The organism is Cyclobacterium sp. SYSU L10401, from assembly GCF_010993705.1.
Lineage (GTDB): Bacteria > Bacteroidota > Bacteroidia > Cytophagales > Cyclobacteriaceae > Cyclobacterium.
Genome location: NZ_WOFO01000001.1, coordinates 382369 through 408643, shown reverse-complemented (window position 1 = coordinate 408643; position 26275 = coordinate 382369). Strand labels below are relative to the sequence as shown.

26 protein-coding genes and 2 tRNA genes are annotated in these 26275 nt (G+C 38.6%); 5 read left to right on the top strand and 23 right to left on the bottom strand.

Going from position 1 to position 26275, the window contains the following annotated elements:
* Positions 1-7 precede the first annotated feature (7 nt).
* The 3 genes from GL182_RS01695 to GL182_RS01685 are packed head-to-tail and all read left to right on the top strand — an operon-like array spanning position 8 to position 940.
* A complete protein-coding gene (locus GL182_RS01695) occupies positions 8-241 on the top strand; it encodes a hexameric tyrosine-coordinated heme protein (RefSeq protein ID WP_163377830.1) in 234 nt (77 codons plus the stop codon).
* Positions 238-504 (top strand): hypothetical protein, encoded by a 267-nt coding sequence (locus GL182_RS01690; protein ID WP_163377829.1) that lies wholly within the window; start codon positions 238-240, stop codon positions 502-504. The genes GL182_RS01695 and GL182_RS01690 overlap by 4 nt, the downstream gene beginning before the upstream one ends.
* A 13-nt stretch (positions 505-517) precedes the next feature.
* Positions 518-940 (top strand): cytochrome C, encoded by a 423-nt coding sequence (locus tag GL182_RS01685; RefSeq protein ID WP_163377828.1) that lies wholly within the window; start codon positions 518-520, stop codon positions 938-940.
* Here the strand turns inward: GL182_RS01685 and GL182_RS24470 are convergent.
* From GL182_RS24470 to GL182_RS01665, 4 genes are all read right to left on the bottom strand, one after another.
* Positions 897-1103 carry a GIY-YIG nuclease family protein gene (locus GL182_RS24470; RefSeq protein ID WP_163377827.1) on the bottom strand — a complete coding sequence of 69 codons (207 nt, stop codon included), beginning with the start codon at positions 1101-1103 and terminating at the stop codon, positions 897-899. The two genes, GL182_RS01685 and GL182_RS24470, sit on opposite strands and share 44 nt — an antisense overlap.
* 91 nt (positions 1104-1194) lie before the next feature.
* Positions 1195-1467 carry a GIY-YIG nuclease family protein gene (locus tag GL182_RS01675; protein WP_163377826.1) on the bottom strand — a complete coding sequence of 91 codons (273 nt, stop codon included), beginning with the start codon at positions 1465-1467 and terminating at the stop codon, positions 1195-1197.
* Between the two features lie 211 nt (positions 1468-1678).
* Entirely contained in the window at positions 1679-1954 is a 276-nt protein-coding gene (locus tag GL182_RS01670) for a GIY-YIG nuclease family protein (protein ID WP_163377825.1), read from the bottom strand.
* A 41-nt stretch (positions 1955-1995) separates the two neighbouring features.
* Positions 1996-2069: transfer RNA gene (locus tag GL182_RS01665), tRNA-Pro, on the bottom strand.
* 527 nt (positions 2070-2596) lie between these two features.
* On the opposite strand from GL182_RS01665, the gene GL182_RS01660 reads away from it, so the two are divergent.
* Positions 2597-2670: transfer RNA gene (locus GL182_RS01660), tRNA-Asn, on the top strand.
* Between the two features lie 331 nt (positions 2671-3001).
* Here GL182_RS01660 and GL182_RS01655 read toward each other — a convergent pair.
* The 19 genes from GL182_RS01655 to GL182_RS01565 form a co-directional block, all read right to left on the bottom strand.
* Positions 3002-3679 carry a hypothetical protein gene (locus tag GL182_RS01655; RefSeq protein WP_163377824.1) on the bottom strand — a complete coding sequence of 226 codons (678 nt, stop codon included), beginning with the start codon at positions 3677-3679 and terminating at the stop codon, positions 3002-3004.
* An 87-nt stretch (positions 3680-3766) separates the two neighbouring features.
* On the bottom strand, positions 3767-4264 hold the full coding sequence (locus tag GL182_RS01650; protein ID WP_163377823.1) for a DUF4411 family protein: 498 nt from the start codon (positions 4262-4264) through the stop codon (positions 3767-3769).
* A gap of 11 nt (positions 4265-4275) precedes the next feature.
* Positions 4276-5403, bottom strand: a complete 1128-nt coding sequence (locus GL182_RS01645; protein ID WP_163377822.1) for an ImmA/IrrE family metallo-endopeptidase — start codon at positions 5401-5403, stop codon at positions 4276-4278.
* 269 nt (positions 5404-5672) lie between these two features.
* A complete protein-coding gene (locus GL182_RS01640) occupies positions 5673-6914 on the bottom strand; it encodes a DUF6371 domain-containing protein (protein WP_163377821.1) in 1242 nt (413 codons plus the stop codon).
* Positions 6895-8415, bottom strand: coding sequence for a phage/plasmid primase, P4 family (locus GL182_RS01635; protein WP_163377820.1), 1521 nt, complete (start codon positions 8413-8415; stop codon positions 6895-6897). Before GL182_RS01635 ends, GL182_RS01640 begins: the two co-directional genes overlap by 20 nt.
* Positions 8416-8654: 239 nt before the next feature.
* Positions 8655-8999 carry a helix-turn-helix domain-containing protein gene (locus tag GL182_RS01630; RefSeq protein ID WP_163377819.1) on the bottom strand — a complete coding sequence of 115 codons (345 nt, stop codon included), beginning with the start codon at positions 8997-8999 and terminating at the stop codon, positions 8655-8657.
* 124 nt (positions 9000-9123) lie between these two features.
* The gene (locus GL182_RS01625; RefSeq protein ID WP_163377818.1) at positions 9124-9897 is read right to left on the bottom strand and encodes a hypothetical protein; all 774 of its coding nucleotides are present in this window, start codon (positions 9895-9897) and stop codon (positions 9124-9126) included.
* Between the two features lie 83 nt (positions 9898-9980).
* Positions 9981-10430 (bottom strand): terminase small subunit, encoded by a 450-nt coding sequence (locus GL182_RS01620; RefSeq protein WP_163377817.1) that lies wholly within the window; start codon positions 10428-10430, stop codon positions 9981-9983.
* 213 nt (positions 10431-10643) lie between these two features.
* Positions 10644-11216: a hypothetical protein gene (locus GL182_RS01615; protein WP_163377816.1), complete on the bottom strand. Its 573-nt coding sequence runs from the start codon at positions 11214-11216 to the stop codon at positions 10644-10646.
* Complete coding sequence (locus tag GL182_RS01610; RefSeq protein WP_163377815.1) at positions 11213-11545, bottom strand: STAS-like domain-containing protein; 333 nt, start codon at positions 11543-11545, stop codon at positions 11213-11215. Before GL182_RS01610 ends, GL182_RS01615 begins: the two co-directional genes overlap by 4 nt.
* On the bottom strand, positions 11533-12561 hold the full coding sequence (locus GL182_RS01605; protein ID WP_163377814.1) for a hypothetical protein: 1029 nt from the start codon (positions 12559-12561) through the stop codon (positions 11533-11535). The genes GL182_RS01610 and GL182_RS01605 overlap by 13 nt, the downstream gene beginning before the upstream one ends.
* Positions 12562-12563: 2 nt before the next feature.
* On the bottom strand, positions 12564-13895 hold the full coding sequence (locus tag GL182_RS01600) for a restriction endonuclease subunit S (protein WP_163377813.1): 1332 nt from the start codon (positions 13893-13895) through the stop codon (positions 12564-12566).
* Positions 13892-15328 (bottom strand): N-6 DNA methylase, encoded by a 1437-nt coding sequence (locus GL182_RS01595; RefSeq protein ID WP_163377812.1) that lies wholly within the window; start codon positions 15326-15328, stop codon positions 13892-13894. Before GL182_RS01595 ends, GL182_RS01600 begins: the two co-directional genes overlap by 4 nt.
* A complete protein-coding gene (locus GL182_RS01590; RefSeq protein ID WP_163377811.1) occupies positions 15328-16269 on the bottom strand; it encodes a DUF4268 domain-containing protein in 942 nt (313 codons plus the stop codon). The genes GL182_RS01595 and GL182_RS01590 overlap by 1 nt, the downstream gene beginning before the upstream one ends.
* Positions 16266-18665 carry an EcoAI/FtnUII family type I restriction enzme subunit R gene (gene hsdR / locus GL182_RS01585; RefSeq protein WP_163377810.1) on the bottom strand — a complete coding sequence of 800 codons (2400 nt, stop codon included), beginning with the start codon at positions 18663-18665 and terminating at the stop codon, positions 16266-16268. Before hsdR ends, GL182_RS01590 begins: the two co-directional genes overlap by 4 nt.
* Before the next feature lie 352 nt (positions 18666-19017).
* Positions 19018-19620: a fibrobacter succinogenes major paralogous domain-containing protein gene (locus GL182_RS01580; protein ID WP_163377809.1), complete on the bottom strand. Its 603-nt coding sequence runs from the start codon at positions 19618-19620 to the stop codon at positions 19018-19020.
* A 333-nt stretch (positions 19621-19953) separates the two neighbouring features.
* A complete protein-coding gene (locus tag GL182_RS01575) occupies positions 19954-22506 on the bottom strand; it encodes a S1 RNA-binding domain-containing protein (protein ID WP_163377808.1) in 2553 nt (850 codons plus the stop codon).
* Positions 22503-22742 (bottom strand): hypothetical protein, encoded by a 240-nt coding sequence (locus GL182_RS01570; protein ID WP_163377807.1) that lies wholly within the window; start codon positions 22740-22742, stop codon positions 22503-22505. Before GL182_RS01570 ends, GL182_RS01575 begins: the two co-directional genes overlap by 4 nt.
* Before the next feature lie 271 nt (positions 22743-23013).
* The gene (locus GL182_RS01565) at positions 23014-24297 is read right to left on the bottom strand and encodes a tyrosine-type recombinase/integrase (RefSeq protein ID WP_163377806.1); all 1284 of its coding nucleotides are present in this window, start codon (positions 24295-24297) and stop codon (positions 23014-23016) included.
* 742 nt (positions 24298-25039) lie between these two features.
* Here GL182_RS01565 and GL182_RS01560 point away from each other — a divergent pair.
* The gene (locus GL182_RS01560) at positions 25040-26128 is read left to right on the top strand and encodes a hypothetical protein (RefSeq protein WP_163377805.1); all 1089 of its coding nucleotides are present in this window, start codon (positions 25040-25042) and stop codon (positions 26126-26128) included.
* The last annotated feature ends 147 nt before the right edge of the window (positions 26129-26275 follow it).

Below are 26275 nucleotides of genomic sequence, written 5' to 3'. Positions count from 1 at the left end.
AATCATCATGGAAACAAAAGAAATTTATCTGGAATCATTGATCACCGGTACCCCTCAGGAAGGCCGCGATCTGGCCATTAAACTTGCTCGTAAATCAATTGCCGCCATCCAACCGGATGGCGAAACCCGTAAAAAACTCAGAAGTGACTATGCAGAGGATACTGCACAACTGATTGCTTCATCGCAGGTAATAGCCACAGAATTCCAAACCATTGCCATGGCTAATAATTTCTGGAAATGATGGGAAAAGTAAAAACCATTTTGGTCAGCCTTGTCCTTTTCATTTATGCACCTGTAAGTTTTGCATGTGAGGTTTGTAAATCAAACCAGCCCAAAATGCTGGAGGACATTACCCACGGACAAGGGCCCCAGGGTAATGCAGACTATCTGATCACCTGGTCTGCTGCGGTAATAGTTGCTTTTACCTTGTTTTTCAGCATCAAATATCTTGTTAAGCCCAAGGAAAACAGGCCCGGGCATATCAAAAACATTGTCTTGGAATAATAAAATTGAAGCCATGGAAGATAACAGAACGGTAAAAATATTTCTTGATTCGGATCCCAAGCCTTTTGCGGAATTTGCACCCCCTGTGAAATTTGTTTTGGACACGACGAAAATCCCGGACGGAAAGCATACGCTAAAAATCCTCGCCAAATCCACTTCAGGTAAGGAGGGGATTAAAACAATTCCATTTGAAGTAAGAAACGGACCGGATATATCCGTTCTCGGAATTAAGGAAGGGGAAGTCGTCAACCAACAAATTCCAATTACGGTAAATTCGTACGGAAGTGAGCGTAACGATTTCTTTATGATTAGAGGCTCAGAGACCCCAAATGCGATTCCCGCATGGGTTTGGGCCCTTATCATTTCTTTTGTTGGTTTTGCCGCATTTTATTTCACCATGTTCTGGAACCCGGAACTGTATAAATCCTTTTTCTGATGCAGGAAAAAAAAGAAATTACCAGCATTGAAGACATTAAGCTAATGGTGGATTTGTTCTGGCCGGAATTATGACGCTGAAGGCACGCTTCAAGGTCCTGGGTCTGACCTACGTAGAAACGATCCAGTGAAGCGGAGTACAGTATGTATACAAAATTTTCCATAAAAAAAGCCAGACTGGGAATCCAGCCTGGCTCAACTCTCGTCGGGGTGCCCTGACTTAGGTCAGGGTCCGCTCTAGTTGAACATCTGACCTCAGTCAGGATAGGGCTGCTGAGGGTTGAAATCTTTACCGATTATTTGAAGGTATCGTTTACTCCCAAGGTTTTTGATCTTTGTTTCTTTCCTGACAGCTTCAGTTCTATCCACGCAGGTTTCAAAATGAACTATTTCCCAGGGGACACCTGCTTTGGTGGACTTGTTCCGGCCGGAATTATGACGCTGAAGGCGCACTTCAAGGTCCTGGGTCTGGCCTACGTAATAGCGGTCCAGGGAGGGGGAATATAATATGTATGCAAAGAAATTCATAAAAAAAGCCAGACTGGGAATCCAGCCTGGCTCAACTCTCGTCGGGGTGGCGGGATTTGAACCCACGACCCTCCCGACCCCAGTCGGGATACGCTACCTGACTGTTGGTATGGAATAAAAAAAGCCAGACTGAATTTACAGCCTGACTCAACTCTCGTCGGGGTGCCCTGACTTGGGTCAGGGTTCGCTCTATTTGAACATCTGACCCCAGTCAGGACACGCTACCTGGCTGCTCTGGGTTGAAAACTTTACCGATCATTTGAAGGTATCGTTTACCTCCCAGGTTTTTGATCTTTGTTTCTTTCCTGACAGCTTCAGTTCTGTCCACGCAGGTTTCAAAAAGGACCATTTCCCAGGGGACACCTGCTTTGGTGGATTTGTTCCGCCCGGAGTTATGACGCTGAAGGCGCGCTTCAAGATCCTGGGTCTGGCCTACGTAGAAACGATCCAGTGAAGCGGAGTACAGTATGTAAACATAATATTCCATAAAAAAAGCCAGACTGGGAAACCAGCCTGGCTCAACATTCGTCGGGGTGGCCGGATTTGAACCGACGACCTCTTGCACCCCATGCAAGCACGCTACCTGGCTGCGCTACACCCCGAGATTTATTAATTACTTTTCATTATTTCAATCTCAATCCGGGTTTTGAACCATCGACCCTCCTGACCTTTGTCAGGATACGCTACCTGGCTGCGCTACACCCCGAGATTAGAAAAGAAATTTCCTCAATTTTGGAGAAGAATTGTTTTTCTGGACATTCCTTCCTTCAATGAATTGGCAAATTTATACTTTTTTCATGTAAAAAAAAGGGCTGGGATTTAAAAATTAAAAGAAATGAGGTGTGAAATGGCTGACTTGGAATTTTGTTATTTATGGGTTACCTGGTTTGAAATTTAAGTATCTGGTATTGAAGCGAAAGAATGAAAGGAGATAAAATTACTGAAAAATCCTTGGGTCCATATTTGGAAAAAATTAAGTAAGCTGTTATGTTTGCATCTCGTTTAGGGAAAAGCCCTTAAATGGCAACTATTCCTCCTTAGCTCAGTTGGTTAGAGCATCTGATCCCGATTATTCGGGAAGGGTCCTTCAAGAATGGGTTATTGGAAATTTAAATTGAAATAGTGTAATTCCTCCTTAGCTCAGTTGGTTAGAGCATCTGACTGTTAATCAGAGGGTCCTTGGTTCGAGCCCAAGAGGAGGAGCCTGAAAATAAGCCACTTACGAGATTTTTTCTCGGGGTGGCTTTTTCATTTGCACACCATTTGCACAAAAAAAGGGCCTTAACCCTATTTCGTTGCCTCATTATTGGTCTTTTTTATCGGGCAGAAAAATCCGAATTTAACTTAGTCAAATATCTGCATAGGGGTCATACCCGAGGTTATCAAACGTAAAAATTTCCCCATTCAATCTTTGGCAACCTATAGGCAAGTGGTCTTTTAATCCAATAATTTTCCTTTTAGTTTGTGCCGCCGTTTTGCGGTCTTATTTTCTTGTCGATATTCACCCTGCTTTCCACTCAATTACTCATATATTTCACAATTCTTTAAAGTGTTCCACCTTCCAAAAATTAGCCCGTGGAATAGAAGTAAAATTTACCTTTTTATTCATTTTGTCAAGTGGGAGAATTAGCCATTCTTTATCCAGAATTGCATTATTTAAGGCACCTTGAAATTTTTCGGGCAAATCCTTACTCATCAAAAATTTTACCGTATCAATTAGTATAATTCTGTGGGCAGAAAAAGACCCTTTACAAATCTCACAGTTGTTATATGAATAAGTCAAATGAAGTACAGAATTTGATATTATATCATCCGAATTCATCTTTCTGAGCTTTGGGTTACATGCAAATGCATATAAATAAATTCCAGGTTCAAGTTCGACTAACTTTTCATCTTCAACCTCGAGAATGAACAAATATCTTGTTTCATCAAATTCATTAGATTTTATTATTTCGATAGAGTTTTTGTCTCTAAGCCAAAACATCGACCTATCACTGCTTCTTGAAAACGAAATAAAGTCGGTTTTGTGATAAAACTCCCTATCGTCAAGCGTTTCTGGATTTATGTGTTGTCTCAACGATTCCACTAAGCCTGTTCGTTGGATGTATGCAGGATCTCCTTTACCAAATGCCTTTGACCTTATTCCGTCAAATCGATACCTTTTCGGGTCCGTTAGTTTGTTCGCTAGTTTGTCTCCTCGAAATAAGTGCATAATTTAGATTTTTGTGCCGCTCAGGCTAAGAAATGTGTTCCGAAGGGCATGTATTTTTAGGTCTTGTCCTCGATTGGTTTTTCCTTTCTAGAACGTTGTTCCGATATCTCTGAACATTTCGATGGTGCTGAGATATTTAATACCAAGCGCTTCACAACTATCTGGAATTTTGATAATATTCAACTTATTCGGGCTACTTACCTCTTGAGTTACTATAGTTCTATTTGCTGAATCGGCAAGTCCATAGGCTACTAAAAATGCATCGGCACGATCAGCATCCATGAAATCATTCAAAGCACTTTGCATATAAGGAGGGATACGGGTCGGTGCCCACGACACAACTGTTGTATACTCCGCAATTACTTCGGAAGAATCTTTGAAGAAACTTTGAGGCAGGTTTGCCCTACACCAGTCTTCTAATAAATCATTCTTATCGTACAGCTCATCTCTCACTTTGTCTATACTCACAACTAAACCCAAATTCGCTAACTCTTTAAGTTTTAACCAAAAGCCTTGTGCAACATCCAAAGGATAAGTGCTTCGGTGTGCTTGAATGAAAAAATTACTATCTAGAACGTACTCCACTTTTCATATTTTTAAAGTTGAGTAGATAGGAATTTGGAGAAAGTATCACCTTTCAAATTCGTAAGACGATAAGCGTCTCTGTATAAAAGTTGGCCATTATTTAGCGCATTCTTTACATGCGCCGCAAAACTTAGGCTTACCCGCCAGTTGGCAGTTGCAAAAAAGTCTCCTCCAGACCCTTGGTTTTCTTTCTTAATAAATTCTCTTTGACTGTATTCATTGTAAAATGCGAAAAATTCCTTTCTGGATATAACGCCAAGATCCAATGCCCTTCTTGCAATTACTATCTCACTTACTTTAAAGTGTCTTGCGATTGCTTGATAGCCCTTCTGCGGAGTATACATTTCAAGAAATGATTTCTGCGGAACCAAAAACTCGGCAGCTACTTTATCGCTTAAAATCTCAATCGGATCATTTGCTGGAAGAAAATTTTTAAAGTCAAATCCAGCACTCTCACCAGTCCATATGTGCGCAATTTCATGAATCATCGTAAACATCTGTGCAGATTTCCAGTCAGAATTATTTATGAACATGAAAGGAGCAATTTCATCAACTAACACGAACCCTCTACATTCATCTACAGGAATTGGACGGTGGGTGTTGTTTTCAACCACTCCATTGAAAACTATCACCACCCCTATGCTTTCAATTGTATTGGCTAAATGTTTTCTTGCTTCCTCCCAAGTTGCAAAATGACTTGCCCATTGCTCATCAAGATTAAGCTCTCTTCTAATATCAGCCACGATAGTCTCGACATCAGAGTTTTCATTGAATCTGCCAACAAAGTCAAGTTTTTTGAACTCGTTATCTCTTAGGTAGTCTATCAACCATTCTTGTCGTTGGCGAATATTCAGAATCGTATCATAGACATTAATGTGAATCTTATCACTACCTCCACCATTGGTTCTGAAATATGGGATTGGTAATTCCTCGTTTGGAGGATCTGGAAGAAGCAAGTAGCCGAAGGGTATAAACACTTTTTTGGAAAAATTTTCTAACTGTTTTACCGTCGGTTGCTTTTTTCCATCAATCCATTCTGCGACTTTAGGATTTTTTTCGACAAATTCGGGCAAGTCAAACCCTGCGCGAGCAATAGCCCAAGTCAACATTTCGGGTCGTACGTGAATTCTTGTCGCCATAATGCGAAGTTAGAAACTTTTTTTTTTGTTCGTGACTTATACCTATGCAGAATAATCAAGGCAGTTAAACAAAAAATGATCAAGAGCCCATTCTCAATGATAGACTGCCTACAGCTAACCTAAACAGTGCACTTTATTCGCCATGCAAATATTAGTTAATCTAGTAATTTTAACCGGATTTTAGCTTTCATGTTCCATATTCGGTTATATTTATTGGTAAATAACATCACACAGTTTTATATTCAACCTCATATTTGGGGAATAACCTTTCAACTTTCACCATTTTTCCAGTATTTAACAGTAAATTCCGGAGTTTTTAAAAATGTCGTGGGTCGTTTAATACCCATATTTCTGCCTGTATTCTTTAAGAATCTCCTTATTTGCTCGTATTGCTTCGCCTGGAATTTCACAATTTCTAATCTCGTCTTTAAGTAGCTGGATCGCTGTCTCCTCTCGCTCAATTTCCATTTGAGTTCGGATAATTGCTCGTTCAGCATCTCTAATCTTCCTTTCTTCACTCGGCTCAGAAAAAGGTTTTTTTTTAAGGCTTCATCTTTTTCATTTCTTTCATTGCGATTGCCATCCTCTGCAATAAAATGATTTTGAATCACTTCATTTTCTTCATTTTTTTCACCTTCCCATTCCCATTTAAGGAAATAGTCTGCAATATCCAATCCTTGGTTCCGCTCCTTTTCGGTGGCATTGGTTTCCAAATAATCGGAGACATAAAATGAAGCATCCGCTATTTCTTCAGACAGTCCCTTTGCCATCTCGGTCCACATTTCAAAGCAATTTGGCTTATCACCTGGCTTGGTAAGGTCAGGGAAAAGAAACACTTTCCTGTGTGCTAATATTCCGCACCTGTCTGGCTGTAATCCATTCTTTCCACCCGTGGCCAACCAAATGAATTCGGGCTTCAAAATGCTGGCGATAATGGCGGTTTTCTCGCTTTCGACTATGGCAACACGCTTATACGAATCGTACTTTAGTAAATGGCTTCCAAATAAGCATTGATTCAAATTGAAATCTACCTCCTTTAAAGCCGAATGCACCCAGGAGTTCTTGTTTTGTCTCTTACCGGTGGAAGGGTTGTACAGCATAATTTTTCCACTTCGGATTTTTCCTTCCGGGTCAATTTGCCAAAAGATATTCGCACCAGGCCATCTCTTGGAGGTGCCTACCTTGTAAGCCTCCACTGCTTTCATGGCATTAGCTTTTCCAAATCTGGTTTGCAGGAATAGCACAAAATTATTTTGATCGTATCCTTTTAGGCTGGCTTCCAAAACAGAAGGATCCACAAAAGAAATGGGTCTCGGGGGAAATGAAACAAATTTCACATTTTGTCCATCATGATCGTTCTCAATTTTCGGCAAAAATGTTTCACCGCATGAATGGCAATACCCCTTATCCTCAAATCCTTCATAAGGCACAAATTTCCCATCCCTGTTGGATTTGCCACAGGGGCAATATTTTACTCGGGACCTTATTTTGTCAAATCGGAGATTTTCCATTGAATTCCTGATTTTTTGAAATAAAAACCTGAATTCCCAGGCTTTCACGATTGATGAATATTTTAAGGGCTTCCAAACGCTTTTTAAAATTCCCTTTTGCCAAAACCCTGTTTCCATCATCCAGGGCATATTCCCTATACTCACGGTAAAGCTCTTTCAAAAGGGTTTTATTATCCGGATCAGACCTGTAGCCTTCCTCTTCCAAAAATCGTTTTACGGTATCGGATTCGGTCTTGAATTGGTCAAGGGCCTGGTCAATGGAGGCGCAATCGGAAAACTTCTTTTGTTCCAATAACCTATTGAGTCCTTCCAAAACCCAATTAAATACGCCTGGAAGTTCCCCTTCAATAATCTCTTTGTGAAGGTTTTTATTTTGCTCATTTTCCGGAATGGTAACCTGAAAGGGAATAATAACAAAGCGGCGAAAAAAAGCATTGGTAAACTCCACGTCTTTTGGAAGCTCGTTGGTGTTGAAAATCAGCTTGGCGTAATCCTCGATAATCATGGGCTGGCCATAGGGAAGCCTGGCTTCCATTGGCTCTCCGGAAGCTAATGATTTAAATTTTGCACTGTCTAGCTTTCCGTTTATTTCGCTGGCATAATTGACCAATTTGTCCGCGATCATCGCACGGTAATATCCTGAGGTATCGGTCAGGCTTTGCAAAGTGAATTCACTGGTATTGTAATTTCCCAATAGTGCCTTGATGATTTCGTATAAAACAGATTTTCCATTGGCACCACTCCCGAAGAGGAATAATGCTTTTTCTAACTTCAATTGACTATGCGGCACAAAAATATATCCCAGGCATTCTGCCAATACTGCTTGCTTGTCCTTTTCTGGTAAAACCCTGTCCAGAAATGCCATAAATTTTGGAGCAGTGGCCTTCGGATCATAAGCAAATGGCAATTGGTATCTGATAAAATCACCTGGACAAAATGGGCGTAAATGGGGTTTGTCTGTGATTTCAAAGGTTCCATTCAGTAGGTTGATGCATACGCTATCTTTCGGCTTTAGCGGAGCTGGAAAGTATTCGGAAGCGAGAAACTGTTTGAATAGGTTTTCCCTAAACCGGAAATACTTTGCCGTATATTTTCCTACACCCATTTTTTCTGAGGCTTCACCTAGAAATTTTTGAAATTCTTCTTTGTCAATACTCTTCCAATAGGCCCCATTGAATAGATAAATGAAATCCTGGTTTTTACATATTCCCCAGTTTTTACGCCTTGTTAGGTTGATAATTTCCTCTATCGTAATAATTAGGAAATGCTTTTCAAGCAGCTTGAAATTACCAAGTTCCTTTATAATACGCTCCTTTTGTTTATTACTTAATCCAGGATTTTTTAATTTATTTTCCAACTCTGCCTTGGCTCTTTTTTCGAAGTCCACTGTCTTCACATCTGCCAGGATTTTTTTTAGTATTTTCCCATGTGGTTTTGGATCTGCAACTTTTTGCAGTTCTTTGAAATGTGCATTGATGCCTTCTTTATTTATCGTTGTCATGTCGAAGTAGCTTTTTAATGTAAATGAACATTTTCTGGATATATGGATAGGCCCAATCCATGAAGGTTTGCAGGCAAAAAACCATACCTATCAAGGCCATTAATTCCATAAATTGATTGAAGGTTATAGGCTGTATAGGCAGAGAAATTACCCATGGTATTTTTTCCATTAGGCCGCTAAAATGCGTATCTTTATCCCGTCGAGTAGCTTTGACAATTAAGGAGGAAGTTTTTGGTTCCCTATCCATGACTTCCTCCTTTCCTTTTGGAAATGATTTTTTTTGCTTCCTCCTCCACATCAAAGGACCGTTTGTTGCCCTTTTTAATCCATTGGATCAGGTCATTTTTAGAAAAGTACAACCGCCCCGCTCGTTTATGGTGGGGTATCACTCCTTTTGACACATAAGCGTAAAGCGTTTGTTTTTTTACATGCAGAAATTCAGCTGTTTCCTGGATGGTCATTAGCCTGTCTCCAGTGTCGGTGGCGACCGATTCCAAAATTAGGGATTTGATTTGTTTTACCTCTTCAAACAGAGAGGCCACCGCTTTAGGTAGCGATTCGAAGTTGATTTGATTTTGTTCCATTACTTATTGATTTAAGTTGTTGGAACAAATTTAGTGGGGTTAAAAAATGGATTTTAGCTCAGGGTAAATAGGGTAAAAACAAAGGTAAATAGGGTAAAAAAAAATATTGAAATTGATAATCAAATTACAAACCCCAATCATAATCACTCCTAGATTTCTTGAAATTATCGATTCTCAAATCATCAAATTTCTTAGTATCGAAGGCATTTTTCAATAATTCAAGGTAAGGTTTCCGAAGTCTATTGGGAGCAATGTCTTCTTTTTGGCATAGGTCATAATACTTCCAAAATAATTTTACCAGAGCATATTTACCCATACGACCAATATTGATTATCGGCTTATCTAAATTTTTTTGAAGACCAAAGGATCTCTTAATAAAGGTTTCGAATTCTGATTCATTCATCCAGAATTTCCCATCCCGATTCTTTTTTGTGATCAACACTTTAAAGAAACTTCTAACATCTTCAATGGGCATTGTATTGAATTTATTATCATTAGGAGGGATTAAATCATCACGATTTAAGTTTTGGTTCTCTTCTGGATTGCGACAATACCGATCGATGTACATTTCAAAATTCAGTGGGCTGCCAATTTTTTTTACATCCTCAAACAAAGCGTCAAGGTTATTAAATAAATCAAAATGGCCTAAAAACTCCGTTTCGACCCAATCATAATTTTCAGATTTGTCCCAATGTTCCGGATCAAAATATTCAAACCAATTTGCTTTTAAATCATCTAAAGCAAAACTTAAATGCGATAAAATCAGTGACCTTTCACCGGAGTCTTTTCCTATGGCAACCAATTCCTGAATATCGTAATAAGTGGGGAGATCTGGTGAATCCTTGTTGAAAAACCTTACAAGGGTGGCATTGATTTCATTTATATAGTTTTCCCACATTGTTTACTGATTATCAGTTTTTCGAAATTAAATCAAAAAGAAGCTATTTGAACAGGTGTTTTAAACCTGATGCGTTTAATGGGTTAGGCTTCATCATTCGTAACCAATCCCAAAAGCATTTCCAAAGCTCTAATTTTATCGTACAATTGGAGACCAAATCCATTCGCTTGGTTTTGAACTGTTTTAATGGCTCCTGTTTTTTCGGAATCTAATTGTTTCAGGTCTTTGAGCGACCAATCCGGATTTAAAAAATCACCCATGTTGGAAAATGCAATGGTGGCCAATTCTTTAATCATTCTTCTCTGGGTGACCTCCAGGCTTTCCAAATGAGGCTTAGCGCGGTACTGAAGGTATTCTTTGATGTAAGGTTTTGTCAGGTTTTCATGGCCTTGCTGCCGTGCGCAATTCATGCTGTAACCTGCCTCCTTGGCTGCTTCCGCAGCATTGAATGAACAAAGGTAATGCTCTGCAAAACGGAATTCCTTTTCGGTGAGGCGTACCTCCCTGCCCCCTATGTCAAATACTTTTTTCATTTCAACGTATCATTATCCCCTCTAAATTTAAGAAAAAACAGGGAGAATAATAAGTGACTGGCGGGAAAGTGAAAGGACCCAAAAGTATAGATTACCGATTCCACCTTAAATTTTAGTCTAAATTTTATTTTCCATCTACCAGCTATCGTACTGACATCTTATTTCGGTGGTTTTGAATGTACTATCTGTAAGATCCATTTAAGTTTTACATTGCTATAATCCATTTATATTAAAAATTAGTACACATAATGCTTTGTCAAACTTGTGATAAATTTTCTCTTCCTCCTTTTTGTCAAGTATTGTGTATTTAAAACCTTTTTTCTGAAAGTCACCACCTGTTACCATTTTTCGATATTGGAATCGACATTTTTTGATTTCATCAAAGTCATCTTTGAATTTGTTCTTACCACAATGTTCTGATAACGTAATTATCGTATCCAGTTCATTTGAAATGGCTGTGAACAAGCTAATAAGTCGGTAGGTATTTGCCGTAGAAACAGCCTGTTTCTGAACGCACTCAGCAACAGTATGATTGACAGTCCGAATTGTAGCTTGCAACCCTTCAATCTTGCGTATAATCACATCCTTTTCACTTCTTTTGTTATGCATGTTGCGCTCAAGAAAGACTGGAATGTATACGGCCAAGAAAATTGTAACCACCAATGTTGCTAAACTAACAATGTCAATTTGTTCCTCAAATGAAAAGAGAGGGTAATAATGCTGCAATCCCATTCCGATTACAACGCCTACAATTACCAAAATACCTCCAATAAAGTATCTTATCATTTGTCGTTGGCTTCTTTTATGTATTCGGCTATATCATCTTCCAAGAAAGGATCCTCATCCGATTTGAACTCTAAATTGGCCAATACGATTTTTGAATCATTGTATTCCCTTGCAAGTCCACCAAAAGCAGCTTCAAGAAAGGAAGTGGCATAACCAGCAGTGCCATCTAAATCAATAAGCAATTTCTTCTTTTCAGAAAGGGCTTGTTTGAATTTTGGAAGAAGAATCTTTTCTAAGAACTCCTCTCCAGGGAAATCTCCTTCGATTTCCTCACGTACACCCGGAATGGTGGTATAGTCGTCTGCGATTTTAATAATTAGCTTGTCCATCTGTTTGTATTGTTTAATTCCCAATAAAGGAACGTTCCGCTAAATTCTTTTGATAGTTTTTCAAATTTGTCTGCACTCAAGTCTGCTTTTACATCATTCGAAATGATTTTTAAATTGCTGTAATAGTTCCGCTCCAAGCCTTTGTAAATATTAGGTAATCCTTTTCCCCTGTATGGGATTTTTGTGCTTGACATTTTACGGCCATTTATAATTTCTTTAAGTACATCTCGATTATCAGTAATGCCAAAAAATGTCGATAGTTGATTTCTAAAACCACTCATTTTCGATGATTTGAATATTCCAACGCCCATATCAATGAAAGCAAAAGAGACTTTGTTCAATGCTCTTTCGTGATAAACTGTTAACCACCAAGTTTCATGACCGATCTGTGCGGGTTTTGCATGATAACAGGTGTTTGCCATACTTTCCATTAGAGCACGGTAAACTCCAGGACATCTAGCTTCTTGACCAAATACGATTAAGGTTGCTCTTTTTATTAATTCGTTGGCAATACCGCCTTCGGCTTTTTTGTTCTGTCTTGTGAGAATGTAGTTTTTATGCTCACCATCATTTCCATTAGCACCAAAAACTCCGCTTTCCTGAAAAATTTTTCTTAATTCTTCATCTCTGGGATAGTTCCCTTTAATGGGTACTCCGTTTGTAATCGTTGGGTTTTTTACAATCGCAAGCAACAATACAATTGCGTCATTGGTAAGATTGGTAATGTCTTTTAGGTTAATCAGGATTGGTATTCTTTGTTTGATTTTATCTTGAATTCTTTCCAAATATGCTAGAACGGCAACTGTATTTTCTACAAATGAAAAGTTTGGAGGTGCAGGTAAACTCTCGAACTTACTGATAACCCTACGCTCTCTTTGCACGGCAATAGGCACTCCATCTGTTGCTCGTCTTTTTGCCTTAGCCTTTTCTTTACTCAATAGTTGTTGCTTCAAACGGTCTTTTGCCCGTTTGGTATTGCGTTTTTTATATTCAGGTGTTGAGTAAAGTTTTTTCATACCTAAACCTTTTCAACCTCCTTTTCCTCCGGCTCCAACGCCTCCCGTAACACCTGCTGCAAAAGCAACTCATTCTGCTGCTGACTTTCTTTGATACTCATCTCCAACTCATCACAATACTGCATCAACTCATCCAACTTGGCGACTATGCGTTGTTGTTCGGAGAGTGGGGGAAGTAGGATAGGAAAATTTGCAAGATTCGACATACTCAAATTTGCACGACCGGGAGCAAATTGCATTTCCAACATCAGGTTTATCACAAATTCAGAATTCATCAAGTTCAACAAGTAAGGCTTGTCAACATATTCATGCTCAATTCGTAGTATGCAAACAGCTTGATTAATGTTTGCGACAAGGTCCAAATCAAAGAGTGCTGTACGTCCAATTGACGCTCCAACAATGTTTGTGAGTAAATCCCCTTTTTTTAGCATTGACCTTGGTTCTATTTCATTGAACTTTGCTTCCACATATGAAGAATCAGACAAATCAATTTTAAATGAGTCAACATTTTTGCTTGTAATGAAAAGAATGCCTTTTTCATAGGTGTCAACGTAATTGACTCCTTGCCATTTGGGTGATGAACCCTTCGTGATAGTGTTGCACAATTCCCCCAACCTACACCAAACCCAATTATCGGGAATTTCAAAAGGAATTTCCTCTTCGGTGATGGTTGGCATTGGTTTTTGTTTTTTCAACGTGCCCTGAGCTTGCCGAAGGACTTTCTCGGCTTTGATTTTCTCAAGTAGCACTGAAGCAGGTTCATCATTCGGGTCTTGTGGCACCAATTTCCCCTGCATGGCTTCCCGCAAAAAGGCCTGGCGGAGTTGCTTTACTAAATCTAGTTGGTGGGTGAGTTCTACTCCCAAATCATTACTTTTTTCTTCTAATGTTGAATACTGTTCTACAAAGTCAATTTGAGCTTCAACGGGAGGTACAGGAATTTCAATCTGAGCAATTTCTTTCATTGGCAAAGTCACATTTGCCATACCTCTCATACGGCCAACCAATTCCTTTTCTCTATTTAGGTCAAGAAATCTGTATAGGTAGTCAGCTCTAAGAATGTTTTCGTCATTCGGCATTACAACGCAAAGAATATTGCCTACGGCAAACTTCCCCGATTGAAAATGAATCCTCTTTAGACTTCTATGTCCGTGACCTGTTGAAGAAACCAAAGGAATCACCACCGCATGTCCTTCAAAATGATACTCGTTATGGGACAATCTTTCTTCTGCTGTAACCACAAGAGGGAATTCTCCGGGAGTTGCCTTTTGAATTCCGATTTTGCCTTTTTCTATTAGGCACAGTTCTCCGATTGTTTTTTTCGCCCAACTCATTGTACGGCTGCTCTTATTTGGTTGAGTAATTCATGGCTCTTATCAAAAGAACCATCTAACATGGTCATCAATTCTGAACTCGAATGCTCAATAATTTCTTCTTTTTGGGTGGGGTTTTTAATGTCCAAGTCATAGTTGCGGTCAATGATGGTTTGGATGTCCACTTTCCAGCTTCGCTCGCTTTCCCTGCGGTCGTTCCACCAGGCTTTGATGGGGTCAAACTCTTTGAGCTGCAGAGGTCGGGTTTTGTTGTAGGCTTTTTGTCCTTCGGGCAGGCGGTGTTCGTAGTACCACACTTCTTTGGTGGGCGTGCCTTTGGTAAAAAACAAGAGGTTGGTGGCTACCGTGGCATATGGCTGAAACACGGAGTTGGGCAAGCGGATAATGGTGTGCAGGTTGCATTCTTCCAGGAGTCGTTGACGAACCCGTTGCTTTACGCCATCACCGGTCAGGGAGCCGTCCGGCAATACAATACCTGCCCGCCCGCCATTTTTCAGCAAGTGAATCATTAAGACCAAAAAGAGGTCGGCACTTTCCTTGGTCCGGAAGTTCTGCGGAAAGTTGTTTTCGTTGTTATTGCTTACAATGCCTCCAAAAGGCGGGTTCGCCAAAATGGCATTCACCCGGTTTTTCTCGGTGTAGTTGCTCAGCGGCTGGTCCAAACTGTCACGGAAGCTGATGTTGGGCACTTCCATGTCGTGCAAAATCAGGTTGGTGGTTGCCAACAAATACGGAAGCGGTTTGTATTCCCAACCAATGATGTTTTTGGCAATGCTTTCCCGTTCTTCTATGCTGTTGGCCTGGGTTTTCAAATGCTCAATGGCAGCCGTTAAATAACCGCCCGTTCCACAACTTGGGTCCAAAATCTTTTCACCCAATTGTGGATTGATCATTTCGCAGATAAACTCAGTAATGGCTCTGGGCGTGTAGAACTCCCCACTTTTACCCGCACTTTGCAGTTCTTTCAAAATGGTTTCGTAGAGTTCGCCAAAAGCATGGCGGTCTTTGGCAATGTTGAAGTCAATCTCGTTGAGCTTGTTCAATACCTTGCGGATATTGATGCCACTTTTCATGTAGTTGTTGTTGCCTTCGAACACTTCACGCACAATCAACGCCCTTTTATTGGCTAAATCATCACTCATGCCCACCTTTAGGTTTTTGAGTGTGGGGAATAACTTTTGGTCAACGAACTGTTGCAGCTCGTCACCCGTCATGCCTTCATCATCACCTGCCCAGGCTTCCCAATGCAGTTCATCAGGAATTGGGCTTACGTATTCGTCATTGAGTACTTCCAGTTCTTTGTCTTTGTCGGAGAATATTTTGAGAAACAGCATCCATCCCAACTGTTCAATGCGTTGTGCATCACCGTTCAATCCGGTGTCTTGCCACATGATTTTGCGGATGCTGTCTATGATTCCTTTGAGGTTTGCCATTAAAAATATTTTTTAAACGTTTTTTGAAATTTGGCTGCTTGAGTGTTTAACCACTCAAAGTATTCGTTCCACTTATTTTCATCAAATAAGTCGCATTCATGCGTTTTTATTATTCGAAAAGCCATACTGTCCGGTAAATCTTGGAATTCAAGATCCGATCCTAATTCTGATTGCACTTTTTCCTTATCAAGAAGGATTTTGTTGAACATGTCCTCATCACTTTTAATGTAAAGTTCACAGCCAATTTGACTTGATCGAGAATTAAATGTCAAAGCCAGGTTTGCCTTTGATGTGCCAAAACTAATGTCATACCAGTGTTGAGGTCTGGGAGTTCTACCATAATTAACATTGTTTTTTTCTGGCTTATCATTTACATACTCTTTCAACGACTGCCAAAAACGTTGTTGTAACAATTTCAAATCTGAGGGACTTCCTTTCTCTTGGTTGGCAGCTTTTTTTATGGTTTTAGCCCAAGCGTTAGGCTGACAAATAATATTGAACTTTGGTGCCGGAACTGAATGGCCAATTTGCCAAAGCTCAATTTTAACCAAAAAGAACGAAATATCCTCTGGCATATGTCTATTAAACCAATCAATGGCTTGCTTATGCTCCTCTGTATAATCCTTCACCACCCAAATAATGATACTTGCTTCATGAGCAGAAGCATACGTCAATAGTTGCCCAAGGTGCTTGTGATCCGTTGACTCCAATTGGTTTTCGATGATCACCTTTCTTTTAGTATTTACCTCGTCAGCTAAAATATCCACCGAATATCTTCCGGCAGATTCTTCTGGTTTTAAATTTTCAACCTCCACCCCTAATTCATCAGCCAAAATATTGATGTTTTCTTCTCGAGCTAGCCATCTTGTAAAGTGTAGTGCTTCATGCCCCCATACACTTCTCAAATCCACGATTTTCAGCTGTCCAAGTTCTTTGATCATGCTCCTGTTTTATAAAGTTCTTGTTCCAATTCTTTTACTGCATCCACATACTTTTTCTTCCCTCCAAAAATCCCATTTACTATTTCCAATGCAGAACCGTAATCGGTGAGTGGCTTCACTTTCAGAATGTCCATGCTTTCAATGTTGGTCACTCCTTCATCAGCGTATTTGTCGAGCAGCGTTTCCAACACTTTTCTAGCCTTTTCGCCGTATTTGGTGAAGTAGTCACGTTTCTTCACATTATTCGCTCTTTCCTTTCGGGTAAGCGGTGGTTGTTCAAATGCTACATGACAGATTAGGTCGAATAAATCAACCTCTCTATTTACCGCATCCCGCAGGGCTTCCACCAGCACACCTTGGTCTTCCAATTCTTTGATAATGATTGCCTTCTTGTCTGTGCTATTCCATCTGTTCAGGAAATCATCCAAAGAGGCAAATTTACCTTTGATTAAATCTCTGGTGTGGTCTTTTAAGCTATTGGTGATGGGTTTTCCATCATTGTCAAAATACATTTCACGGCTAATCAATACCGAAACATCCACACCATTTACGTAGACCTTTTGCCTGGGTTCGTGAACTCTACCGGTCGGTGTTTGTGGTGCGGGATATCGAATATCCGGTTTGACCGCTATTTCTTCCCCTGTTTCTTCATCGATGACAGGTGTATCAAAATTTTCTTCTTCATCCACAATTCCGCTTAGATCTGTTTCCTCCGCCACTGGTTTGACTCGGATGGGATCTCCATCGAAATCTTTATCGGCAAAAAGGTCTGTTACATTTCTAAAATCGAGAATGGTGAAATACATTTTACCAAACTCCTCGTTGATCCGGGTTCCTCGACCTACAATCTGCTTGAACTTGGTCATGGATTTGATTTCGGCATCCAAAACGATAACCTTGCAAGTCTGGGCATCTACACCGGTGGTCATTAATTCAGAAGTAGTCGCAATCACTGGGTAAACTTCTTCAGGGTTAATGAAATTGTCGAGTTCTCGTTTTCCTTCATCATTATCACCAGTAATTTGCATGATATACTTGTAGTTTTGAGCCACTAAGTCTGCATTCAGATTTGAAAGAGCAGACCGCATTCGTTCTGCATGGTCAATATCGGCGCAGAATACAATGGTTTTCGCAAAACGATCATACCCTTTTAAAAATTCGGTTAGCTTTCGTGCTACTGTTTGGGTGCGTTCTTCAATTACCAGATTTCTGTCAAAGTCTTTTCGGTTGTAAACCCTGTCCTCAACCTCATTGCCTTCCTTGTCTTTTTTCCCCCGGTCCGGTCGCCAGCCCTCTGCGTCCACATTCAAATTTACACGCACCACCCGATAGGGAGCCAAAAATCCATCATCAATTCCTTGTTTCAATGAATACGTGTAAAGAGGCTCACCAAAATATTCGCTGTTTGATACATGGTCGGTTTCTTTGGGCGTTGCAGTCAAGCCAATATGCGTCGCTTTCTTGAAATAACTCAGAATTTCTCTCCAGGCACTGTCTTCTTTTGCACTTCCTCTGTGGCACTCATCTATGACAATCAAATCAAAAAATTCAGGCGAAAATTGTTTGTAAGCATTTGCTTGTTCATCAGCACCAGACAAACCTTGGTATAAAGCTAAATACACTTCATAGCTCTTGTCAATCATGCGGTGTTTTACCACCGTCATTTTATCCTTAAAATGCTTAAAGTCGCCTCGGCGGGTTTGGTCAATCAACGCATTTCGATCCGCTAAAAATAGAATTCTTTTCTTTTTCCCACTTTTCCAGAGCCGGTGAATGATTTGAAATGCAGTGTACGTTTTTCCGGTTCCGGTGGCCATGACCAATAGAATTCTGTCCTGCCCTTTGGCAATCGCTTCAACCGTCCTGTTAATGGCAATCTGCTGGTAATACCGGGGGCTTCTTCCGCTTCCGTCGAAATAGTATTCCTGCGCAACTACTTTTTCGGCTTCAGGCGATTCAATGCCCTTGTATTTCTTGTATTTCTGCCAAAGTTGTTCCGCAGTAGGGAAGTTGTCATTGTCAATTTCCGTTTCAATTTTCCCGTCAATTGCTGTTCTGTCATGGAATACAAATCCATCTCCATTACTACTGAACACACACGGAATATCCAAAATTTTGGCATATTCCAATGCTTGCTGAATTCCTGCCCGTACGGAATGTTTATTGTCTTTCGCTTCAACAATGGCGATCGGTATATTCGGCTTGTAATACAAGATATAATCTGCGCGCTTTCTTACTCCTCTAGCCGTTAATTTTCCTCTGACATAAATTCTCCCATCAGTAAACGACACTTCTTCCAACAATTGTGTGGTTTTATCCCATCCCGCTCTTTCAATGGCAGGCGTAATGAATTTGGTACATATATCTCGCTCCGACAGGCTTTTCTTATCAATCATACATCATCAAGTATTTTTGGTTTGCCCTTCCCAGTGAAAGTTGTATTGGAAAAATCCAGATCGTACAGGTATTCCGGGAAGAGGAATTGATCCAGAAATCACTCGATGCAAAAATCTAAGGTGGGTATTGTGGGTAGTGAAACATTTAGATGTTTTGAAAAGGCAAAAATAGTGAATAGTGATCCGGTTGATTGTTCCATTGCCTTGCCAACGTACTATTTCGCCTCTCCTTTTTTCCATTGCTTCGATTTTCTTATTACCTGCGATTCAAAATACACCGAGTGTTGGCGGGAATCTAACCAAAAATAGTAAACATTTAGTTTAAGCAATCAGAAATATAGAAAAAAAAGGATCAGGATTTGCACCGAGGGCTTGTTTCCGTTAAATCCCTGAGGCAGCGAACAGAGAACCCTTCTTCCTTATTGAAGATGTGCCTGAATGCATAACCATTGCTGTACCCCAGGGAGCGGAAGCAAGCATAGTCTGCGTAGTCCTCCGTAGAACTCCACCAGCGACCGTAGCCGCCAATGCCATCGAAAGTGCCAAGGCTGTAACGGAGACCGCCCGGAAGACCTGAAAAACCGCTTTCGTTAGTGCCGTTGCCCTCATCTTCCCAACCACTCTTACTTTTCATTTTTGTACCTGCCGCATCTAGACCGCCTAAAAGGTCCGTTAGCGTTGTCCACTCTTCATCACTGGGTAAATGCCAGCCTTTTGGAGCTAAACCTCGTGGATCATTTACCGCATACCAATTGTATAGTTTGCCGTATTTTTCTCCATTGGATGGGTCGTTATCGTAATAACACCATGCGGGCTCACCATTATCACCCGCTTTTTTCCACTCTTCGTCCGTTTTGGCATGCGGTATAGTGTCACCATTGCGGAATTTCTCCACATTTAGGTTTTCGGACATCCACACTTGTGTGCCTATGGTTACTTCTTTCATTGGAGTCATCCCCTCCACAGGATGTTACCTTCATTGCAGTCATCCATTGCAGTCATCAATACTGTACTTAAAATTAAACTTGCTTTTTTCATTTCTTTTTATTTAAAATTGTTCCCTACTCTGTTTAAAAGGCTAAGCGGGTTCGGCTGTCAAAATTAGTGTTCTTTCTTATTGTGGTGTTTCACCTATGCATGCTAACGTTTTGGCGCTTGGCACAGTGGCGGATTTCGGAGCACAAAACTGTCTATACACTAAAAAAGTTGATGCGAGGTAGAATGTTCAATTAACCACGTCACCCGCCATTTAGCCAAATGCCTGATGCTAGCTGGCGTTCTTGTTTTGTCAGGAAATTTCATATTCACCTGTCGAATGTGAAATTGGTATTACTTCTATTGTAGAACCTAGCTTTATGTCTTTCTCAGGAACAATTGTCCAGCCCTCCAATTCATCTGAATAGAAGTAACCTTTTGAGTGGTTTTCCTTTACATACTTTACTTTGATTTTTTCGCCATAGTTTGGTTCTTCGGATTGTTCTAAATATTCTGTTCTTACCAATGAAATGGTTTTGCGGTCTTCATTTATTTCAAAAATGTAGAAGTGAAAACTTTCTCCAATTGGCAAGTAATAGGGTAAATCTTCACTTTCCACAAAGGCAAAATTTGAAACTGACTTTCTTAAAATAAATGCCTGAACGGTAAAGCCTTTTTGAGTTAACTCAATATGTGCCGCATTTTCAAAGTAGCCAATTACTTTTCCTTTTAGTGGGGCGTTATCATCAATTGCTGCTGCCCATTCATCAAATTGGTGAGTGAATTGTCTTTTGATACTAAATTTCAAACTGTTTTTTTCAGCATCAAATTCTGATACTACAGCTTTTATCCTATCACCTTGTTTGTAAATTTTTTCAAACCTGCCGACTGATCCATAACCGATTTCAAACCAATGAATAAACCCAGTATTTGTGCTTCCTGGATATTTTACTGCTATGCCTTTTCCGGGAACAACCTTTACAATTTCAACATCAACAACTTTATTGCCATTTTCATCAAAATATTCTAATTCAGGAGTTTTGGAAAGTCGTTTAATCGAAACATCAATTCGCTTTTTGTCAGTATCAATTGCAACGACTATTACTTCAATCTTATCGTCAACTTTAAATTTGGATGTGTTGCACTCCTCAGGTGTCCACGAAATTTCCTGTTTTAAAAATCCACATTCAAGACCTTCTTCAATTTCACAAATGACAGAGAACTCATTAATCTGCTTTACTGTCACATTTAAAATATCATATGACTGTAGTTTCTTGAAAGTGCTGCCTTCCCATGGGTCAGTTAATGTCTCTAAATAGCCCACGAAATTGGAAGAAAAAGAAGAATAGTTGTCAATTATTACGCTTACCTCTGTTCCTGAGGGAAACTTGGTTGTAAGGTCAAGAAATCTACTTGGTGTTGCTTTAAACTTTGGAATATAAACCCAGTGCTTTAATTCAGGGGTTGATACTTTCAATCCTCTCTGCAATCCCTGTTTATCAACCTGAATTCTTTCAACTTTGCAAGTGTAAACTTTGTCTGCATTTAATACGGCTTCAATAAAATGTTTCGGGTCGGAAACAGTTCCCTTGTTTGATAGAACTATATGCTGTTTGTCGCTGTCGAACTCTGTAATGTTCAAATACAGTTCATCTTCAACTTTAAAAACTTTTCTCGCATCTGAAATTTCAATATCAGAAAACAAATTGTTCGGAAGTTCAAACTTCAATCCGAAAACATTTACAACTACCGTTTCTTTTTGAACGCTGTCTACAATTGCAGGAACTAAACTTCCATTTGAATTATACTCTTTGAAACTTTCCCAAGCCAAATATGCAATCGTTGCTTTGTTTGGTCTGAGGGAATAGCAAGTAACTATATATTCCTGACCTTCTGCTGATAAACATTTAATTGTCGGGTTCTTGTTTATTTGGTCAAATCCTTTTGAATGGGTTAGAATTTTGATAACAGTTGTTGCTCTTTCATAACCGTTGCTGCCTCTTGCCAAAACATAAACCGAATTGTAATTCTCGGTTGCGTAATAATCAGCCCATTTTGTATATGCAGCTGGACCTTGACTTTCCCAAGTTTCATCTTTTCCAACGAGTATTACTCCAACCTTTAAGTTCTTGGATATGTATTTTAGATTGGTTCTATCGTCAAATTCTCTTGTTGCCAATTCTTTGAACCAATGTAATAAACCATTTGCTTCTATATTGTATTCAGAACTTGGTGGTAAAGTGTCAATGAGTTCACCGTAAAAATGAAATTCGGGTAAAAGAATATTTAGAAAAAGTCCTTTGTCGTTTGTTGGAGCAAGTGTTTCAAACTCCTTTTTTGTTTCATCATCAAATTCTTTTAGTTTTTTACGGAATGTTGTAAGTACTTCTTTCCGGTTGTTTCTTAAAATAATGTGAGTTGTAAGTAAGTCAATTGCCATAGATGATGACTTGTTCAAATAGTCTTTTGCTTTTGCTATTAATCCAGTTTGGACAAAATTTAAAGTGGCATTATAAAAGTTAAGGTTATGGTCTTTCTTGTCGAAACTCAAACAAATGATTGCTTCCCCCTCTTTCAAGATGTTTCGTTGATTTTCAGCAGTTACCCATTCAATTTTGCAATTTGGTAAAATTGGATTTTCAAAATTCTTATTGTGATCTTGGATTATACTGTTGATTGTTCCTTGATATTCCTGCTCTACGCTAAACTTTCTAACTCCCTTGCCAGCCCATCCAAAAAACTTAAGAATTTCGCTTTTTATAATTGCGAGTTTAGCAATGGTATCCGCTAAAACCCAAATTACAATCAATGTGGAGAATACAACACCGCCAATGAATGGGATTAGATATTTTAGAAATTCCATCATTTTTTTATCTCTTTTTTACGGTTATACTCTTCCACACAAACGGGGCTGTTACAGATGAAATCAAAAGTATTGGGTTGTCTTGGAATAATTAACTGAATATTTTCCAATGAAATAACCTTAGAACAAACTTTGCAAAGTCTTTCTCCTTTCTCAATCGGTTCCATTTCATTAATTGACTGGAGCAACTTTTGCAAGTCCTCCTTAAAAACGGCAGGTATTTTATTTCTGTCTTTCATTGAAAATTATATTCTCTTTTATTTTAGGTAGCCCTTCTTTTACGCTTGCTGGTTATTGTGTATAAACCTGTTTGAGTCAGGGTTATGCAACCAGTTTGGGTTGGATAACCCTATTAAAATCAACTTTCAGTCAAAATTTAATAATACTGATTATTTCATAAAAACCAATACGATTTTTTGGTTTGGAAAAAATTTTAAATCTATTTTATTTGCATCAAATAGAGAGCTAATGAATAAAATGAATGAAATGAGCCCCTTTTACAATCTTTTTTTACCGCATAAAATCCGTGATATCTTCCAATATCTCCTTTTTAGTCTCGTCTTCAAAACCGGCAAAGTAATTTTTGGTGGTTTTCAAGTCTGAATGGCCCAGGGCTTCACTCACATATTCAATACTTGCTTTTTTCCGTATCGCTGAGGTACTAAAAGAATGCCTAGCCCAATAGGTGGAAGCGTTCCCGATCAGGCCATTATTTTCCGCTAGTTGCTTCATATGTTGGTTTAAAAATTTGATAAAATTATTTTTAACCCTAAATTTTTCTTGCTCAGTCATGTGGCTCTTTAGGATTGGAAAAACAAAATCGTTTTTTTTCTTCTCTGGATTGTCAAACTTCTCAATGAATGTTCTGGCAAAACCTATTAAAGGAACCTGTATGGGTTTACTGTTGGCTTTTTTGGTTCGCCTAGATTTTTCTCGTACAAAAATGATTTGATTCTCCTCAATATTCTTCCACTTCAAATAAAGGATGTCCTTTATATTCATTCCATTGCAGACAAAAGAAAAAAACCAAAAGTCTTTTGCCTTTTTTTGGTGATCAGTTTTTGGAACTGCCTTAAATAAAGTTTCTAACTGCTTGCTGTTAAATGCTTTCTTAGTGTTTTTTGACGCAGGTATTTGGTATTTTTTAATGCCAAAGGGATATAATTCTTTGTCGATAGCATTTTGATCGATGGCTTTGTTAAATACTACCTTTAACCCTCTCAAATAGATGCCAACCGTAGATGGGCTTTTTTCCTTTTCATTAATCATCCAAGCCTCATAATCGTTTAAAAACTTCACCGTTATTTCCTGAAATAAAAGCTGTTTTGGTTCCTTACCTCTCTTTTTTGTTAGAAACCTCTTCAGGGACTTCATGGACAATTCATAGCTGGAAGCTGTGCCAAATCTATCCTGCTCCTTCAAATCCATAATCACGCATTCATAATGATAAAAGGCATTATTTTGCTCTCCCGTCCTAATGGATAGGGAATTTTCAAGTGCTTCGAAAGTAAATGCTTTGATTGCCTGGATCTTTTCCTGATAGAAAAATTTCAGGTCGTTCAGATCATCTTTAATCTCCGTCTCCTCTTTTCTGAACCGTTGACCTTTTTCAGGATGGAAAATTCGGTCGAAGTCTTTTTCTGTCAGTTCAAAGTCGGTGGTGTAAAGCCGGGCCTTTTTTAAGGAAGAATCGTAAACCCTGATTTTCACCGGAAATAATCCGTTGTCTTTTTTGCGTCTGGTATCAAGGTACAAGCTCACCTTTACCGCTTCTTTGGCTTTCGTTGTTCTCATGTCGAAGTAGCTTTTGTCAAAGATAAGCATTTGCACACCATTTGCACAAATATGTATCCTAATTTGCATAAATTAACAATTAGCATACAATTAAATAATGCCTTTAAAATACTGTAAATCAATATTTAGCACTAATAAACCATAAGTATAAAAATAGATAATATTCTGACTGTTAATCAGAGGGTCCTTGGTTCGAGCCCAAGAGGAGGAGCCTGAAAATCAAATGGTTACAGAAATGTAGCCATTTTTTATTTATTCCTGTAACCAATTTGTAACACAAATTAGAAATAAGGCATATTTTTTACTTTATTTGTGCCTCCATCATTTCCAAGTCTGCCAGGCCTTCAGCATTCTCCATTTGATTTATATTTTCTTTGATTTTTGGTCTGGTTGTGGGCCTGCTCATTTTATAGGTAGTCCGATTTGTCCGTATTTCAGAATTTCAACTTTTGGCAATGGGGCAACGTGATCAACTATCTATGGGAGGTTAGCGATGTAATCTTTATTCCAAATGTTCTCACAGGGGCGGAAAATTGGATATGCAATTGGTCCTAAATTATCCCGAAAAATTTCTTCAAGTACAAAAACTGTATTGATTTTTGAGAAATAATCAGTAATATTAAAAATTGATAAAAAGACAATTTTATAAGGGTTACACAATATATCATTTTTTACAACCTTAAACTATCAAGTATATACGAGTAGGTGTTATTTGAAGATAGAAATTTAATTCTAATAAATAATGAATAATCCGAAAGAGTATCCGCTTATATTTTATTCTCAAAACCCAGTTACGGAGCAAAAACTGATTGACTACCCAAATAGCAAAACTGGTTTTACAGAAAGCTTCTTTGAACAGAAACTTCAAAAATATTTCAAATCACACATTCTAAAAGATGTTGTGATAAATGATGGAAGAAAATTCCCTTACCAACCGGACTATGTTTTTCATTATGCAGAACATAATTTGTTTATTGATATCGAAATAGATGAGCCTTATGCGTATATAAGCAAAAAACCAATTCATATTGATGATGAAAAAAGAAATGATTATTTTTTAAATAAGGGATGGAGCATAATTCGGTTTGCAGAAATTCAAATAACAAAATATCCCGAACTATGCTGTAAGATTATTTCTGAGCATATAAGAAATTTAACAGGTGAAAATATATGGATTGAAGGTTTTCACGAATTGGATGAGCTTAATATTGTTAAAGCATGGGATTTTTATGAAGCAAGCACCATGGCAACAGACTCATATCGTCAGACTTATTTGAAATTTCTAAAAACCATAAATGTACAGAAATCATGTGTAAATATAATTGCAGATGGGATTTTTCTAGATATTCAAATCAGAAAAACAAAAGCAGTTTTAGAAAATGAAAGTAGTATCAAAGAATTCAATGAGTCCGCAAAAGTATCAATTTTTTTAGAATATATAGTTCCTTATATTGGGCATTTTGAATGTGAAAAAAATTTTGAAGGTAAAATTTTCATAGAATTTACGATTTATATATCTAAACATCATAGTTTTTACAGTTTTTCATTTGATACAGATTTTATTGAAATCGAAAATTATATAATTAATTGTTATTACGTAAGAACGGAAAAAATGAATTGTTTTGAAATAACAAATAAAATAAAAGACGAAAGTTTAAAACAAGTAGTATTAATTGCAGATGACCCAGCGTATCCAACTTTAATAAGTGATATTTCCTCTGATGAACTAATATTAGTAAAAAAATATAGGAATAGTTTTATGCCCAGTAACTATAGGTACGTGAATATTGATATTCTAATTGAAAATTCACTTGAAATTAAGTATCACTAAAAAACACCACTTAATTGAGTAGCTTGCCGAGCTATTACTATCTAATTTATGACAACCAATCTGGAGACATTAAAATCTCCAAGTACTATTACATTGTATATTGATCGTACCCCTCCCTTTCATCCCTTTCTGACAATATCGCCCCAG